Raw genomic sequence first — 17,452 nt, forward strand, 5'->3', positions numbered from 1 at the left:
AAAATATAAGTTTCGTTTAAATGAACTTATATGACTTATATGGTTTAAAAAAAACACAGCAAAATCTGCGAGTAAAACCAGCACTAAAACAACCGTAAGAAAATATATCCAAAACTTAAACATCTCTTAATACCGCATACTTATAAAAATAGTAGGTTTGGCGCGATCAATAAATTAAATAACTGATTACCAATTTTCTGAAAATTTAATTTATCTTGTTCACCTAACCAAACCTAAACTATTATTTATGAAAAAAAGCTACTCTTCGTTTCTGTTACTGGTCTTTACTATTGCCGGTTTCGCACAGATTCCATCCGGTTATTACAACACCGCAACCGCAACCGGTTACACATTGAAAACACAATTGTATAACATTATAAAAGACCATACCAATAACGGATATGCAGGTTTATACACCACCTACCAAACTTCAGATGTAGACAATTTCTACGAAAATGACGGAACCGTTTTAGACATGTACTCCGAAAACCCGTCAGGAAAAGACCCTTATAATTACAGTACCGGAACTACACAAAGATGCGGTAACTATTCTGTAGAGGGTGATTGTTACAACAGAGAGCACATTATTCCACAATCGGTTTTTAATGAGCAATCACCAATGGTTGCCGATGCCCATTTTATTACACCAACAGATGGTAAAGTAAACGGAATGCGCTCGAACTATCCACACGGAGTGGTGAATTCCCCAACTTATACGTCTAAAAACGGAGGAAAACTGGGTCCGAATTCAACATCAGGGTATTCGGGAACTGTTTTTGAACCTATAAATGATTTCAAAGGAGATATTGCCCGAATGTATTTTTACTTTGCAACCCGCTATGAGAATACTGTTTCGGGTTATAGTTATGCGATGTTTGATGGTTCCAGTAACAAAGTATTTACAACCGTTTTTTTAAATATTCTTTTGCAATGGAATGCGCAAGATCCTGTAAGTGCAAGAGAAATTGCCCGAAACAATGCTATCTACGCCCGTCAAAACAATAGAAATCCCTATATTGATCATCCGGAATATGTAAACCAAATCTGGGGCGGTAGCACTTCTCCATCCGGAGACACTCAAGCTCCTACTACACCAACAAGTTTAGCTTCGACAAGTAAAACTGCGGTTTCAATTGTGCTTAGCTGGACCGCTTCTACCGATAATGTGAATGTTACCGGTTACGATGTTTATGCCAACAATGTTTTAAAAACTACTGTTTCAGGGTCAACTACAACCCTAACAGGCTTAACTGCTTCGACCAATTATTCGATCTACGTAAAAGCAAAAGATGCGGCAGGAAACACTTCTCCGGCCAGCACTACGATTGCCGTTACAACCGACAGTAGCGGTACAGGCGGAGCTGCCACCGAGTTACTTTTCTCTGAATATATTGAAGGTTCCGGAAACAATAAAGCTTTAGAAATCGCAAATAACACCGGAAGTGCCGTAAACCTGTCTATTTACACCCTAAAAAAACAAACAAATGGCGCAGGTGCCTGGAGTACAGGATTAGCCTTAACGGGAACATTGAGCAGCGGTGGTAAATATGTACTGGTAAACAGCTCCATTTCCTCGACTTGTTTCTCAACCAGTGCCGCCAATATTTCGACAACCGCAACCGAACTGGCTTTTAATGGCAATGATGCTGTCGGTTTATTTAAAAATGGTGTTCTGATTGACATCATCGGAACGTTTAGTGGCGGAACAGCCAACTTTGCCGCCGATGTTACGCTAAGAAGAAAGGCAACCGTAACTTCTCCATCCACAACATTTAATTTGACCTCGCAGTGGGATTCCTACACTAGTGACACCTGTAACAATTTAGCCAGTAAAAAAGCAAAAGTAAGCAAAGAAGAAACGGCTACTACTACCGATGAAATTCTGATTTACCCTAATCCGTCTAAAGGAAACTTCACTATTGGATTTCCTAATTCAACAGAGCACTATTCTGTTGAAATCCTTTCGTTTTCCGGACAAAAAGTTTTCGAAAAACGAAATAACACAGATTCCGAAATAGCAGTTCACCATCTTGCAGCGGGAATATACATTATCAAAATAGCCACCGAAGCAAAAACGGTTTACAAAAAAATCATAATCAACTAATTAAAAACTAGAACATTTATAATTTAAAAGCGGCAGATTGCCGCTTTTTTTTCACAAAAATCAGACAAGCTATTTTTTTAAATTATTTGAGATGTTTTTTTAATAACCGTTGATTGAAACCAACGGCAATTCAAAGCCAGTCCAAATTCCACCTGCAAAGCCTAATCGTCACAAAGTTTAAACATCCTAATACACCAATAAAACTTTGCGACTCCGCGCCTTTACGAGATTAAAAAAGCGAAACACAACAACCGCCTCGTTCCCACTTTCAAAACGAACTTACATTACTTGCTTTCATAAAAAAACAGCCTTTAATTTTTTTTCAAAAGAGATGGTTTTCAAATTTGCGCTTACTATTTATTTACACTAAATTTGCACTTCAATACAACAAACTACACAAAATGATCCATTTCTTTGAAAACCAAAGCAAAACTGTTTTTGCCGTACAAACGCAAAACGAAATTTCAGCTCAAGACATTTCAAAATTAAACTGGCTTTTTGCCGACTCCAATAAGATCGAAAAATCCGCACTGACGGATTTTTTTGTTGGCCCACGTGCCACTATGATTACACCTTGGAGTACAAATGCAGTAGAAATTACTCAGAATATGGGTATTTCGGGCATTATCAGAATTGAAGAATTTCACCCGGCAACGGAAGATTTCACCGATTTTGACCCGATGCTTTTGCAAAAATTCAGCCAATTAGATCAGGAAATTTTCACGATCAACGTACAACCGGAACCGATTCTCGATATCGATGATATTGCAGCATATAATAAAGCGGAAGGTTTGGCTTTAAGTGAAGAAGAGGTAGCTTATTTAGATAATTTAGCCGTAAAACTTGGAAGAAAACTAACCGATTCTGAAATTTTTGCTTTCTCACAAGCAAATTCAGAGCACTGTCGTCACAAGATTTTCAACGGAACTTTTATTATTGACGGTGAAGAAAAAGAAACTTCTCTATTCAAACTAATCAAAAAAACATCACAGGAAAATCCTAACGATATTGTTTCTGCTTACAAAGACAACGTTGCATTTGTAAAAGGACCAAAAGTGCAGCAGTTTGCACCAAAAACTGCCGATAAACCTGATTTTTATGAAGTAAAAGAATTTGATTCGGTTATTTCATTAAAAGCAGAAACACACAATTTCCCAACAACTGTAGAGCCTTTCAATGGAGCTGCAACCGGATCAGGAGGAGAAATTCGTGACCGTTTAGCAGGTGGTCAAGGCTCATTACCATTGGCAGGAACTGCTGTTTACATGACTTCTTACTCTCGTTTAAACGCAGAACGTAAGTGGGAAAATGCTGTTGAAGAAAGAAAATGGTTGTACCAGACTCCAATGGATATCTTAATCAAAGCATCAAACGGAGCTTCTGATTTTGGAAATAAATTTGGTCAGCCTTTAATTACAGGTTCTGTTTTAACTTTCGAACACGAAGAAAACAACCGCAAAATTGGTTACGACAAAGTAATCATGCAAGCAGGTGGAATTGGATACGGAAAACTGGATCAATCCATCAAAAAGAAACCACAGGAAGGCGATAAAATCGTGATACTAGGTGGAGAAAATTATAGAATCGGAATGGGTGGTGCAGCAGTTTCTTCTGCAGATACAGGCGCTTTTGGTTCAGGAATTGAATTAAACGCGATTCAGCGTTCTAATCCGGAAATGCAAAAACGTGCCGCAAATGCAATTCGTGGTTTAGTTGAAAGCGACAATAATCCAATTGTTTCTATTCACGATCACGGTGCGGGTGGGCACTTAAACTGTCTTTCTGAATTGGTGGAAGAAACCGGAGGTTTAATCGATTTAGATAAATTACCTGTTGGAGACCCTACCCTTTCTGCAAAAGAAATTATCGGTAACGAATCTCAGGAAAGAATGGGATTGGTTATTGGCCAAAAAGACATTGACACCTTACAAAGAATTGCCGACAGAGAGCGTTCTCCAATGTATCAGGTGGGTGATGTTACGGGTGATCATCGTTTTACTTTCCAATCTAAATCAAATGGTTCAAAACCGATGGATTATGCTTTGGAAGATTTCTTCGGAAGTTCACCAAAAACGGTAATGACTGACAAAACAATCGACAGAAAATATGCTGATGTTTCTTACTCGGCAAATGATTTCGAAAGTTATTTACAAGACGTTTTACGTTTAGAAGCGGTTGCCTCAAAAGACTGGTTGACCAATAAAGTAGACCGTTGTGTAGGTGGAAAAGTGGCTAAACAGCAAAATGCAGGTCCGTTACATTTACCATTGAACAATGTAGGTGTAATGGCCTTAGATTATTTAGGTAAAGAAGGAATCGCAACTTCTATCGGTCACGCTCCTATTGCCGCTTTAATTGATCCTGTTGCAGGAAGTAGAAATGCTATCGCAGAGTCGTTATCAAACATTGTTTGGGCTCCGATTAAAGACGGAATGAAAGGAATCTCACTTTCAGCTAACTGGATGTGGGCTTGTAAAAATGAAGGAGAAGATGCTCGTTTGTACGCTGCTGTTGAAGGTTGTTCTGAATTTGCTATCGAATTAGGAATCAATATTCCAACAGGAAAAGATTCCCTTTCGATGAAACAAAAATATCCAAACGACGAAGTAATTGCACCGGGAACGGTTATTATTTCTGCCGGAGGAAATTGTATCGACATTAAAAAAGTAGTAGAACCGGTTTTACAGAAAAACGGAGATGCTATTTATTATATCAATTTGTCTCAGGATGCTTTCCAATTAGGAGGTTCTTCTTTTGCACAAACCAGAAATACAATCGGAAACAAAACATCTACTATAAAAGATGCTTCTTTCTTTAAAACTGCCTTTAACACCATTCAGGAATTAATTTTAGAAGATCAGATTCTTGCCGGACACGATATCGGAAGTGGTGGTTTGATCACTACTTTACTAGAAATGTGTTTTGCAGATATAAATCTTGGAGCTAAAATTGATTTTTCTGCTTTCGCTGAAAAAGACTTGTTAAAAATTCTTTTCGCAGAAAACATCGGAATCGTTTTTCAAGCTAAAAATAATGCAGCTGTTGAAGCAAAATTAAGTGCCAACAATGTTGAGTTCTTCAAAATAGGTTCCGTACAAAATACCGCTACCTTGGAATTTGGAGCTTACAAATTGGATATTGCGAAGTACAGAGATATCTGGTTTGAGACTTCTTATTTATTAGATCAAAAACAATCTAAAAACGGAAGAGCTCAGGCACGTTTCGAAAACTATAAAAATCAAGTATTAAACTATACTTTCCCGGCACACTTTACAGGTAAAAAACCTGTCATCTCGAACGGAGTCGAGAGACCAAAAGCCGCTATTATTCGTGAAAAAGGAAGTAATTCTGAGCGTGAAATGGCAAATGCTATGTACTTAGCCGGTTTTGATGTAAAAGACGTTCACATGACCGATTTGATTTCAGGTCGTGAAACATTAGAAGACATTCAGTTTATAGGTGCAGTTGGAGGATTCTCTAATTCAGATGTTTTAGGTTCTGCCAAAGGTTGGGCCGGTGCTTTCTTATACAACGAAAAAGCAAAAACGGCTTTAGCTAATTTCTTCAAAAGAGAAGATACTTTATCGGTTGGAATCTGTAACGGATGCCAGTTGTTTATGGAATTAGAAGTAATCAATCCGGAACATAAAGTACACGGAAAAATGCTTCATAACGAAAGTAACAAACACGAGAGTATCTTTACTTCGGTAACCGTTCAGGAAAACAATTCGGTTATGTTATCTACATTAGCGGGAAGTACTTTAGGAGTTTGGGTTTCACACGGAGAAGGAAAATTCAACTTACCGGAACCGGAAGAAAATTACAACATCGTCTCTAAATACGCTTACGAAGGTTATCCGGCAAACCCTAACGGTTCGGATTACAACACGGCAATGATGTGTGATAAAACAGGAAGACATTTGGTAATGATGCCACATATTGAGCGTTCAACGTTCCAATGGAACTGGGCACATTATCCAAAAGACAGAAATGACGAAGTTTCGCCTTGGCATGAAGCTTTTGTCAATGCCAGAAAATGGATTGAGAAAAACTAAATATAACAAAAACGCCTCAGTACTATCCCCAAATAGCTGAGGCATTTTTTTATTTTCTTGCTAACGAAGCAAGACCGGTAACTATACCCGAAGCGGCAAAAGCTGCTAATCCGGAAGCGACTGCATTTTGACCAGCAAAATACTGATTATCAATCGTTAGATTACTAAATACTGTTCCACCTACAACTCCGGCTATTATTCCCAAACCAAGAACGGTGTAAATCCACCAAGGTTCCGGATCTGGATGTGGCGGCACTTTCCATGGTCTCCAACCAGGATATTTAGTACCACACCAGCCCATCATTAAAAAAAAAGCAGTTTCCATGATCTTATTTTTAAATTAAAGCCTACTCGTTTGCTTTTCGGCTTACGCATTTAATTATTTGATAAAATTACCGCAATCCAACTTTTTGCTCCTTCTGCTTTTTCCTGTTTTTTTTAGGGGAAAAACACCCTTTTTTATTCCTAACCTGAATTCGATTATTAAGTAACTGATTGATGTATCGCGATTTTCCTACTAAGCCTTTTTTAAACTCTGCTAAAGTCAAAAACATAAATAATGATCCCTACAAGGTTAAAAAAAGATCTTTCAGGAGACAGAAACAACGCATTAAATACTGATAAACAATACTTTAAACCCAAGCTATTAATCGATTTAAGGTTTATAATTTAATCTTTAGCACGGACTAAGATTAATTTAATACTATCTTAAGCCAGTTTCTTCCCGCTTAATTCATCTGACAAATATCTTTGCCTTATGAAAAAATACATGCCTAAAATAACACTGCTCATCACTTTACTTATCATAAGTCAATACACCTTTGCTCAAAATTCACCTTCCATAAAAGGAACTGTTTCTGACGGTAAAGTTCCAATTGAATTTGTTTCTGTAATCTTGAAAAAAAGTAATGACTCTACCAAAGTTGCTTCTTATGCCGTAACAGATGCGTTAGGAAATTTTTCTTTAGAAAAAGTCGTCTCAGGCGATTATCAGTTGCAATTCGAATTAATTGGATTTAAAACTGCTTCTAAAAAAATAACATTTACAAACACCGGCATAAATCTCGGTACAACGGTTTTACAAAACGACACGAACGTATTAAACGCCGTTATTGTAAATTCTAACAAAAAACAAATTCAAAAAACCGATGAAGGCTTTGTTTTTAATGCCGTATCAAATATTTCACAAACCGGCGGTACCGCTACAGACATGCTAAAAAGTATTCCAACTGTCGCCGTAGATGCTGACGGAGGCATTTCGCTACGCGGAAAAACTCCAATGATACTGATTAACGGAAAAAACTCCGCCATCACCAATATGGATCAGATTGCGGCAAGCAGTATCGAAAGCATAGAAGTAATCAGCAATCCGACTGCCAAATACGATACCAATGCCGAAAGCGGAATAATCAATATAAAACTCAAGAAAAACAATCAGGCCGGTCTTAACGGTGCTGTAGTTTTAGGTGGAGGATTTGGAGCGAAAGGCAGAATGAACAGCTCTTTACAATTAAATCAGAAAACCGAAAAATGGAATTTTGGCTTGGGTTACGACAACCGCTTTGCCGGACGAACAAAAAAAATAAAAGGCGAAAGAACCAATTATTTTATTGCTGACGAACATTATATCGATCAAAACAGAAGCGATCAACGAACAGAAGGATTACAAAATCTAAAATTTAATATTGATTTTTCGCCAAGCGAAAGAAACACATTCTCTTTTGAAACACTAGGAAATTTAGAAAATCAGGACAACGACGAAACTTTGCATACCGCAGTTCATACCAATACGAACCGCTTTTTTTCAAACAACATCAGACATTCTCTGGAACTGGAACGCTCAAAAGCAGCAGAACTGGCTTTTAATTATGATCGAAAATTTTCTGATAATAGAAAAAGCCTCAATGTAGGTATTACTTCGTCGTTCAATTTTCATAGAGAAAATACCGATATCGACACAAATAATTATGATGAGAATGAAGTCATAATTGGAGATCCAGCCCTTCAAAAAACACATAACTATGAAAAGGAAAATATCTCGAATGTCTTTTTAAATTATGCCGTTCCAATTTCAGAAAAAGCAATCGTCGAAACTGGATACAAAGGAACTTTTCGTTTTTTTAATTCCGATTTCCAAAGTGCGGACCAAATCAACAACGATTATGTGGTTAATCCTTTAGCCAGCAACATTTTTGATTTTAACGAACAAATCAATGCGGCCTATGGTCTTTTGAATTCTTTTATTGGCACTGCTGAAAATCCAAAATGGAAATACAATCTAGGCATTCGTGCCGAACAGGTTACTAACAATGGGAAAACACAAAACAACAGCGACAATTTCTCAAACAATTATTTAAAACTCTTTCCGTCAGCATCCTTACAACTGAACCTAAAATCAGATGAGTTTCTGAAATTGGGCTACAGCAAACGTATCAATCGTCCGGATTTAGACAATCTGAATCCTTTTGTCGACATTACAGATGCATTGAATCCACATGGAGGAAATCCATACCTAAAACCTGAAATTATACATATTGTAGAATTAGGCTATAATAAAGAATGGGAAAACTATTCCATCTCAGCAAATGCTTTTTACAGAAATGCCAACAACACCATCAAACAATATGCGGAACTTCAAGACAATGGCGTTGTTTTACTGAAACCGCAGAATATCGGCACAACTACCACGTATGGTCTGGAAACCATCTTTAGTCTAAAACCCTTTAAATTTTACAATGCAAACCTTAGTATAACTGCTTTTCAACAAAATATTGATGCCTCTAATCTGGCGCAGGATGTGGTCAATAAGGCTTTTAACTGGTATGGAAAAATCATTAATAATTTTGCTCCGTGGCAAGGAGGAAAACTTCAGATAATTGGAAATTACAATTCTGCATTGGCTACTCCACAAGGAAAAAGGATTCCGATTTATAATGTAGACATGGGTTTTCAACAAAAATTAGGAAAAGGAAATGCCCGCTTAGGACTGGTCGTAACCGATATGTTTAACACACTCGAAAGCGGCTATAAAAACAACACGGCACTTTTTAGTAACAACCGAACCTCAAAATCAGACACACGCGCTCTAATGCTTACTTTTGCTTACACATTCAAATCTGATTTCAAAGAAAAACTACTGGAAAATCAATTTTCAACAGAGTAACCTTTTTCCAAGATCACCGCAGTCTAAAAAAAAATTCAAAGAAAAAAAAAGAAAAAAAATCAGTTTCATCAGCGTTTTTGCGACAGCAAATCCGCGTAATCCGCGTCCTATCTATACGCATTCTTTGCACACAGACAAAACAGATTCGCTATCGCGAAGACGCGGATTAAAATGGATAAAAAAGCTAATTTTCTTAGATAGCAATCTTTGGAAATGAAATGTTAAAAAAAAATATCATTCTTGTAATTTGGAGTCATTTTTTATTGAAATTTGAACTATATTCGCTTAAAAAACCTGCTAAAGGATTTTTTGAGGCCCCAAAAACACTAAAATCTACATAGAATGAAAATTTTAAAAGCATTTCTTTTTGTCTTATTTTTTATTGCCACGCAATCTTATTCTCAGGAAATCAACATTGATAAAATTGTTTACAAAGGTCGCGAACGTTACATCACCACTACTATTTCCTATCCGATGCAGGGAACTTACTTGCCTATTGGAAAAAAAGAACCTAGTACAGTTCTAAATCCAGATGGAACAGGTATCATTCAAGATGATGATTTAAGCAAAAAAAAGATAAATTGGGGCGTTGAATGTACAGAAGAAGGTGTTGCTGTTTTTAAAGAAGGTTTCAACAGTGCCTCTTATACCTTTTGGTACAGAACAAATGATAGCGATGAATGGAATTACACGCAACTTTCCATTCATTTTGTCAAAAAGAAAATGTTCTTAATGGGAGAGAGAGTAAAAACGTATGAAGACTTTCATGTGCAATAAGCAGCAGGTAAAAATTAAACATTTCTTGATTTTTTCTGAAATTTACTAGTGAAAAGAAAACGTTTTCGTTGATTTTTAATAGTACTTATAATTTTTGCCATAAAATTCTACAAAATTAAAAATTATACCCATTTTTTATTTAATTTGCAATAAAATTCAATATTTTAAACATGGTTTCAATCACACGCCTTTTTGATTTTCCTTATTATCAACAAGAGACTTATAATCTACAGGTTGCGCTTGCAACCAAAAAAAATGGAACCTGGGAAAAAACATCAAGCCAGGAATATATTGCTAAAGCAAATGCTGTTTCAAGAGCATTATTGCGCATGGGCATTCAGAAAGATGATAAAATTGCTTTAATCACTTCTAATAACCGCACCGAATGGAATATCATGGATATTGGTATTTTACAAACCGGAGCACAGAACGTTCCGATTTATCCAACTATATCTGAAGAGGATTACGAATATATTTTAAACCACAGCGGAAGCATTTACTGTTTCGTTTCAGACGACGAAGTATACCAAAAAGTAAAAGCAATCCAAGCCAATGTTCCGACCTTAAAGGAAGTATATTCTTTTAATGAAATTGCAGGCTGCAAACACTGGACAGAATTACTGACTTTGGGTGCAGATGAAAGCAATCAGTCTGAAGTTGAAGCCAGAAAAGACAGCATTCAAGCCGATGATTTGGCTACTATTATTTATACATCAGGAACTACCGGAAGACCTAAAGGGGTTATGCTTTCACACAAAAACATTGTTTCTAATGTTTTAGACAGCTCACCGAGAATTCCTTTTGATCCGGGAAAAAGTACTGCTTTAAGTTTTCTACCAATTTGCCATATTTTTGAAAGAATGATTTTGTACATCTATCAATATTATGGTGTATCGGTTTATTTCGGAGAATCTATTGATAAAATCAGTGATAACCTGAAAGAAGTGCGTCCAACAGTTATGACAGCTGTTCCGAGACTATTAGAAAAGGTTTATGATAAAATCTATGCAAAAGGAGCTGAATTAACAGGAATCAAGAAAAAACTATTCTTCTGGGCTATTGATTTAGGTTTAAGATATGAACCGTACGGAGCAAACGGTGGTTGGTACGAATTTCAATTAAAAATTGCCCGTAAACTTATTTTCAGCAAATGGAAAGAAGGTTTAGGAGGTAATCTGGATTTAATGGTTTCAGGAAGTGCCGCTTTACAACCCCGATTAGCTAGAGTTTTTGCTGCTGCAGAAATTCCGGTTATGGAAGGATACGGTTTATCTGAAACATCTCCTGTAATTGCTGTTAACGACCAAAGAAACAGAGGTTTCAAAATTGGAACTGTTGGAAAAGTAATAAACAACGTTGAAGTAAAAATTGCCCAAGACGGTGAAATTCTTTGCAAAGGACCAAACGTAATGTTAGGTTACTTTAAAGATCCTGAGAAAACGGCTGAAGCTTTACAGGATGGTTATTTCCACACCGGAGATATTGGAGAAATTGACAGCGAAGGGTTCCTAAAAATTACCGATCGTAAAAAAGAAATGTTCAAAACTTCAGGCGGAAAATACATTGCTCCTCAATTAATTGAAAATGCGATGAAACAATCTCGTTTTATTGAGCAAATCATGGTAATTGGTGAAGGCGAAAAAATGCCGGCAGCTTTTATTCAGCCAAATTTTGAATTCGTAAAAGAATGGGCTAAAATCCATAAAATTACTTTAGGAGGTTCGAATAGTGAAATTGCTTCAAACGCTCAAGTAATCAAAAGAATTGATGAAGAAGTAGAAGGCATTAATGAAAAATTCGGTCACTGGGAAAAAATCAAACGTTTTGAACTAACTCCGGATGTATGGTCAATCGATGGTGGACAACTTACTCCTACCCTTAAATTGAAACGTAAAATCATAAAAGAAATCTACAAAGATCTTTATGTTAAAATCTACGGTAACAACTAAGAATCAAATTCTATATATTTTAAAGGACTGTCTCGCAAGGACGGTCCTTTTTTTTATTCCGTTATTTTAAAAATTGCTTTTAAACGGATCGGGTTCAAAAGTTGTGGAGAAACAAAAATCTCGCGAAGTCGCAGCGTCACAAAGTTAAAAAATCAGGATAAAAACTTGGCGACGCTGCGTCTTTGCGAGAAATAATTTTCAAGGGCAAAGAGGTAAAGGTCGAGAAATAAAAAAGAGCTCTGAACCTTACCTAAAAACCTCAGTCAGATTATTAAGTTACGGGTTTTACACATGGTAGTTTTCCTGCAAGGTTTTTTTTGACCTTGTAGGTATCATAATTTACTTTTTACAGCCACAAAATCTTTTTTTAAAACCAGGTGATTTACGTTTTGCACTGTAAGAACTTTTTTTCCGTACCAATCATCATTACTGTTTTAAACCTACAAAGTCAAAAAAAGACCTTGCAGGACAAAACATATTAAATGCCAAAAAGCCTCTACTAGTTACGCAAGCACCAATGCAAAATTTTAGCAATATTCTTTGCGTCATCTATACCACGATGATGCGTTCCTTCTAAGGGAATATCCAGCAAATGTAAAGCGCCGTTCATTCCGGTTGGTTTTTGTAACCCAAATTTTGCTGCGAAATTTACTTTTACATTAATGTGTTCCTCTCCCATTGGATACGGAATACCGAACGATTTACATTGTTTTTTTAACATATTCAGATCGTACTGACCGTAACTTGCCCAAGTATATAAATCAGGTTGATATTCATCAATCAATCTTCCGATAGCTTCCTCGAAACTTACCCCGTTCTTATCTAACAGATCCGCAGTAATAGTCGTTAACTCTGTACAAAACGAACTTACAGTTGAACGTTGTGGTTTAACCAAAATCCCTTCATTCTTTGTAATTTCTCCGGTTGTAGTATCCAAAATTGCTAATCCAATTTCAATAATTTCATTCTCCTGTCCTACAGGAACAGGTCCTTGCCAACATGTGGCTTCTAAATCAATAATTATAATTTTATCTGTTGTTTTCATTTTGTTTTACTTTTTCAAAACCAAATCTGCCTCAAAAATTGGTTTTTCTTTTTCAATTTTTTAATCCTTTGTATGGTTTCTCTTTTTCCATTTAAACTTCATTACATCCTTCACCATTGAATTATTCGTTTTATTAAAATGGATCAATTGAGAAGCTATTTCAGGGTTTTCATCAATTCGATCCGCCACAATTTCATAAGCGATAATCCTGGTAATGTCCTCCAGTGTTTTATCTTTAGCGAATTCATGCTTTAAAGTTTCCAGAAACTTCTCTTTATTCCTGTCTGTCACTTCCTTTTTGTAAACAGCTGTTATGGCATCAGATAATTCCTCCACTTCAATCGTAGCAAAATAATTATTCAGACAATTTGAGGCGTCTTTTTCACTTCTCCAGCCTTCCAACAATAAATCTTGTGCTTCTGTACTGTTTCCAATCTTATTTTTACAAACTAAAGCTGCTTTTAAATACTGATAATTAGTTTTATAGAAACCAACAACATTATAATAATTTTTATCGGCCTCTTCCTTGTTCTTTAAAATAGCATACAAATCCCCTACTTTTTCATGTTCGTTCAGCTCTTTGTAAAGCGCTAAAGCTTCCTTATAGACACAACCCTTTTCGTAACATTCTGCAGCCTTTTTTTTGTTTTGAAGATACTTTAGATAAACTGCTCCGGCCTCCCGATACAATTTGCCTTCTTCTAAAACGATTGCTGCTTTGTCATTTCTCTTTAGAAGTTTCAAATAAATGTGAGCTGCTTTCTCGTATTCCTTTCTTCTAACAAAATCTTCGGCTAACTTCTCATACTTACTTTGTAATGTGCTAAACCTCGCAGAGTCCACTAGAGCTGAACCTCCGCCAGAATTTGAAGATTTTCTTTGAAACCCGGACCAAAATGAAATCATAACAATCACGAATATCACGACACCAATAAAAACCAATATCGACGGAAAATTATCCCTTAGTTCTGCACCTTTGCAACTTCTAAACAAAATCACAAACACTAAAACGAAGCCATATCTAAAAAAACCTGTACCATTACTATCACCACCGGAAGATTCATTAAAAAACCGACCCAGCCATTCAAAGTTAAGTCTGCTTTCGTGACCTGGACTAAAAAAATAATTAGCCAAATTCCCTCCTCTTTCTGATCCAATTGTATCCAACGGAATTCCCAATTTCATTGCCATTTCCGGGTTCTTCTCTAAATAGGCTAAGAATTTATCCATTTCCCGATTATTTCCATTCATCAGCTTTTTTAGATTAAATGGTAATTTTTCAATCCTTTCTTCCTCTGAAAGTGGATTTTCAATCTCTTTTAAAAGTTCCTCTTTATCTACTTCAATTCGCAATGACGAAATCATGCGGGGTATCGCAACGCTTTTTCTTGGCTCTAAAACCTCAACAGCAACCTCATTTGGTCTTTTTAAAAAATCAGACCAGACCAACTCGTCTTCTAAAGCAACGAATCCTATCTCGGGATGTAACAGATGATACTTTTCAGAAAACAAGGTTTTCCATTCTTCTTTTACCAATTTTGGTAAAACAGTTGTGTGCTCCGGAATAAACAGCTTATCTTCTATAAGCTGGCAAAAATTGTTTTTTCCAATGTCTTTAATTGTACCAACAGCAGCGTTAAAAAAAACAATACAACCGTACAGCTCATTTGCAACCGTGCCCGGAACAGGGAAAACTTTTATGGTTTCTAACGAAAGACCCATTTGCTGAATTTCCTGAAGCCAAAACGATATCGATTTGCTTTTAATAATAATTCCTTCTCTCGGGAACGAATTAGTAGCCTGCATTTTTAATTTAAACTCCATATTGTACTACTTTCGAAACGAACGGTTTTAGGTACTTTTCTTCAAACAAATTATAATCAATATATTCTTGCGAATGTTCCTCGGATAAAAAATAAGTATTCCCGGTATATTCTGTTGTTGTGGCCAGAATTGTCTTTCTCTCAATTATAAAAGGAATATAAAATACCGGAAGCGATTTATCACTGCTTTCAAAAATTAAAATTCCTTCTTTGTTGGTAATTCTGCTTCCGTCACCAGATTCAAAAAATTTTGTTTCTATATAACAGACAGCCCCTTCTTGTTCTAATTCTTTTTTAAATTCTTCCGCAATGCTGATTTCTACATTTTCTAAAATAACGAATAGGTTACTGTCTACAAAAGCGTTAACATCTTTCAACGATTTACCTGTTTTTTTCACTATCAGTTTAATAATTGTAACTGGATTTGATCCTTTATACTTTAAGATTAGATTTGCTTTACGTTGCCATGCTTTACTTAAATCTAAAGCATGCCTTCTTGTCTTTACAAATTCAAGATTCTCGATAAGAAAATCATTTATTTGAATTTTTCCATTTACAATAGCAACATGTCCCAATCGTTTGGCAACATTGTATTTTGACCTGTCCTTTTTATAATTCTGAACAAAAAGAGACTGTTTCGTAAAATAATCATCAAAAGCTGTTGCGACCTGCGGATCAGAATTTGGTTGTATATTACAATTACTTTCTACACTCCAGAAATCAAGGTTATTGGTTACATAAAAAGTTTGTTCATACTCAAAAAAACTAAGATTTTTGTCCATTAGTACTTCAGGAAGGCCTTTACTACTCTTGCATTGGTTTGTTGCCAAATTAATAATCGTGATGACACGTAAAGGGCTATACGAATAGTTCAACAGTAAAAGCTCTCCCTTTGAGTTACTTCTTATCGCAAATTTACCAAGACTAAAAGGCAAATTTGAAGCTATTTTTATAAATCCTTTTTTAAATCCCATTTCATGAAACAAGAACAAATTACCTCCTGCATACATATAGTAATGACCACATTCGTAAAGAATGTTCTGATAATTTCTTTCAGCCGGATACAACAAAGGAATACCATCGTCATTGCTTGTATTAAAAACAAACTGTTCTTTTACGACTCCGTTCTTTTTCCATAGTTCGTCTAACGGTATTATGATTTCCTGAAGCTGTTTTTTTCCTTTATTCTGATTTTTATAAATGTTGATTCTTCCTTCTACTTGGTTAACCAAAACATATTGAATACTGTCAAAATAGGTGCTCATCGCTTTTTGCATTACTTGCAATTTCAGACTTTCATCAGACGAAATAAAAAAGACTTCTTGCTTTTTATGATCAATCGCATTTTCTAAAAAAAACAAATCCAATCCTGCTTCACAACTCAATTTACCACTCAATTCGTTTAGTCCCTCAATAACCTGATTTACGTTTTCAAAGTAAACCTCCTGATACCTATCTCCAACAACAAAAATCTTACACTCAATATCGGTTTTTGGATGTGTCGCAATGGCCAAAGCCGATGCAAACCCCAGAATTTTAGGATTCCCCCAATTGATTAAAGTAGTATCGATCAATAAAATTCTACAAAACTTATCTGCTTCGGGCGGTACTTCTCTCTCTATGTACAAAGCCTCACTATTGGCAATTCTGGACATAAAAACAGCATCGTCATTGGCAAATTCAGAAATTATCAATTTGTCAAAATCACCCTTATTGGACAAATCAGAAATTCCACCCAATGGCTGTACACTTGACATATTGTGATGTAACGGAATATTAAGTCCCGACCAAATACGTTTTACTAAACTCCCTACCTGAAATGTTTTTTCTTCCCGAATAAGTGCTACTATAAAATCCAGGGGTGTTTCTGATGCAATTTGTGCTTCCAAAACTTCCTCGCTTACCTGTTCTCTCAACTCTTCTTCAGGTAAATTTTCCATTGCTTTCAGTAAAGACTGAATTGTTGGAAATTTTGCCTTCAATAAAGCCATCGTTCTGAAATCTTTGATAAAATTAGATTCGTTGAAAGATACTTTATTTCCTGCCCGTATTAAATGATGTCTGTGATTTTGATATTCATCGAGTACACTCTTTGCTTTTTCAGCTGAAACTCTGTTATGACAATCTTTAAATATAGTCTGAAACAGCTGTAAACGTTTTTCACCATTTTTGTATTCGTCCGGTAAAGCGGATAGTATCTTTAAAAAATCAATCGCTGCTCCTACTCTAAAAAAATTAGAATCGGGTTTATGATGAAAACTTTTATTTATTCTGTTGTTTGCCAGTTGACTTATCCACTCAATCGTATTTTCATTATCCGGATTTGTAGCGATCACAGCCAACAGTAATGACCCCAAAGGCGGAAAGCTCTCTTCTGAAAGAAATCGCAAAATTTCAAAAGTAAATTTCTCGTAAGCAATTGTCTTTCCATTTGGAATTACAATTGCCTCAAAAACCTCTTCTTCAGAAAAAAGCTCATTGTCCCATTCCCAAAAATAATCTTCATAAGATTGAAAGTATTTTTCTAATTCCATTT

Annotated in this window: 9 protein-coding genes; 5 read left to right on the forward strand and 4 right to left on the reverse strand. The window is 35.9% G+C overall.

The window, feature by feature from the left end:
- The first annotated feature begins 247 nt into the window (after positions 1 to 247).
- Positions 248 to 2,104, forward strand: coding sequence for an endonuclease (locus tag ACHRV3_RS20535; RefSeq protein ID WP_395435960.1), 1,857 nt, complete (start codon positions 248 to 250; stop codon positions 2,102 to 2,104).
- Between the two features lie 401 nt (positions 2,105 to 2,505).
- Positions 2,506 to 6,159 carry a phosphoribosylformylglycinamidine synthase gene (purL, locus tag ACHRV3_RS20540; RefSeq protein ID WP_395435961.1) on the forward strand — a complete coding sequence of 1,218 codons (3,654 nt, stop codon included), beginning with the start codon at positions 2,506 to 2,508 and terminating at the stop codon, positions 6,157 to 6,159.
- 49 nt (positions 6,160 to 6,208) lie between these two features.
- On the opposite strand, the gene ACHRV3_RS20545 is transcribed toward purL, so the two are convergent.
- Positions 6,209 to 6,484 (reverse strand): hypothetical protein, encoded by a 276-nt coding sequence (locus tag ACHRV3_RS20545; protein ID WP_131701510.1) that lies wholly within the window; start codon positions 6,482 to 6,484, stop codon positions 6,209 to 6,211.
- Positions 6,485 to 6,916: 432 nt separating this feature from the next.
- Here ACHRV3_RS20545 and ACHRV3_RS20550 point away from each other — a divergent pair, with 432 nt between their 5' ends.
- The 3 genes from ACHRV3_RS20550 (at position 6,917) to ACHRV3_RS20560 (ending at position 12,048) form a co-directional block, all read left to right on the forward strand.
- Positions 6,917 to 9,322, forward strand: coding sequence for a TonB-dependent receptor domain-containing protein (locus tag ACHRV3_RS20550; RefSeq protein WP_395435962.1), 2,406 nt, complete (start codon positions 6,917 to 6,919; stop codon positions 9,320 to 9,322).
- A gap of 342 nt (positions 9,323 to 9,664) precedes the next feature.
- Positions 9,665 to 10,099: a hypothetical protein gene (locus tag ACHRV3_RS20555; RefSeq protein WP_047773645.1), complete on the forward strand. Its 435-nt coding sequence runs from the start codon at positions 9,665 to 9,667 to the stop codon at positions 10,097 to 10,099.
- A gap of 170 nt (positions 10,100 to 10,269) precedes the next feature.
- The gene (locus tag ACHRV3_RS20560; RefSeq protein WP_395435963.1) at positions 10,270 to 12,048 is read left to right on the forward strand and encodes an AMP-dependent synthetase/ligase; all 1,779 of its coding nucleotides are present in this window, start codon (positions 10,270 to 10,272) and stop codon (positions 12,046 to 12,048) included.
- 499 nt (positions 12,049 to 12,547) lie between these two features.
- Here ACHRV3_RS20560 and ACHRV3_RS20565 read toward each other — a convergent pair whose 3' ends face one another.
- The 3 genes from ACHRV3_RS20565 to ACHRV3_RS20575 are packed head-to-tail and all read right to left on the reverse strand — an operon-like array spanning position 12,548 to position 17,450.
- Positions 12,548 to 13,093, reverse strand: a complete 546-nt coding sequence (locus ACHRV3_RS20565; protein WP_395435964.1) for an exonuclease domain-containing protein — start codon at positions 13,091 to 13,093, stop codon at positions 12,548 to 12,550.
- Between the two features lie 60 nt (positions 13,094 to 13,153).
- Entirely contained in the window at positions 13,154 to 14,917 is a 1,764-nt protein-coding gene (locus ACHRV3_RS20570; RefSeq protein WP_395435965.1) for a hypothetical protein, read from the reverse strand.
- Complete coding sequence (locus ACHRV3_RS20575) at positions 14,907 to 17,450, reverse strand: ribosomal protein L7/L12 (RefSeq protein WP_395435966.1); 2,544 nt, start codon at positions 17,448 to 17,450, stop codon at positions 14,907 to 14,909. Before ACHRV3_RS20575 ends, ACHRV3_RS20570 begins: the two co-directional genes overlap by 11 nt.
- Positions 17,451 to 17,452 lie beyond the last annotated feature (2 nt).

The organism is Flavobacterium sp. FlaQc-49 (genome assembly GCF_044005985.1).
GTDB classification, from domain to species: Bacteria; Bacteroidota; Bacteroidia; order Flavobacteriales; family Flavobacteriaceae; genus Flavobacterium; species Flavobacterium cupriresistens.

Excerpts from the sequence above, each read along its gene's own strand:
- ACHRV3_RS20565 (WP_395435964.1), bottom strand. The coding sequence starts at position 13,093 with ATGAAAACAACAGATAAAATTATAATTATTGATTTAGAAGCCACATGT.
- ACHRV3_RS20575 (WP_395435966.1), bottom strand. The coding sequence starts at position 17,450 with ATGGAATTAGAAAAATACTTTCAATCTTATGAAGATTATTTTTGGGAA.
- purL (WP_395435961.1), top strand. The coding sequence starts at position 2,506 with ATGATCCATTTCTTTGAAAACCAAAGCAAAACTGTTTTTGCCGTACAA.
- ACHRV3_RS20555 (WP_047773645.1), top strand. The coding sequence starts at position 9,665 with ATGAAAATTTTAAAAGCATTTCTTTTTGTCTTATTTTTTATTGCCACG.
- ACHRV3_RS20560 (WP_395435963.1), top strand. The coding sequence starts at position 10,270 with ATGGTTTCAATCACACGCCTTTTTGATTTTCCTTATTATCAACAAGAG.
- ACHRV3_RS20545 (WP_131701510.1), bottom strand. The coding sequence starts at position 6,484 with ATGGAAACTGCTTTTTTTTTAATGATGGGCTGGTGTGGTACTAAATAT.
- ACHRV3_RS20550 (WP_395435962.1), top strand. The coding sequence starts at position 6,917 with ATGAAAAAATACATGCCTAAAATAACACTGCTCATCACTTTACTTATC.
- ACHRV3_RS20570 (WP_395435965.1), bottom strand. The coding sequence starts at position 14,917 with ATGGAGTTTAAATTAAAAATGCAGGCTACTAATTCGTTCCCGAGAGAA.
- ACHRV3_RS20535 (WP_395435960.1), top strand. The coding sequence starts at position 248 with ATGAAAAAAAGCTACTCTTCGTTTCTGTTACTGGTCTTTACTATTGCC.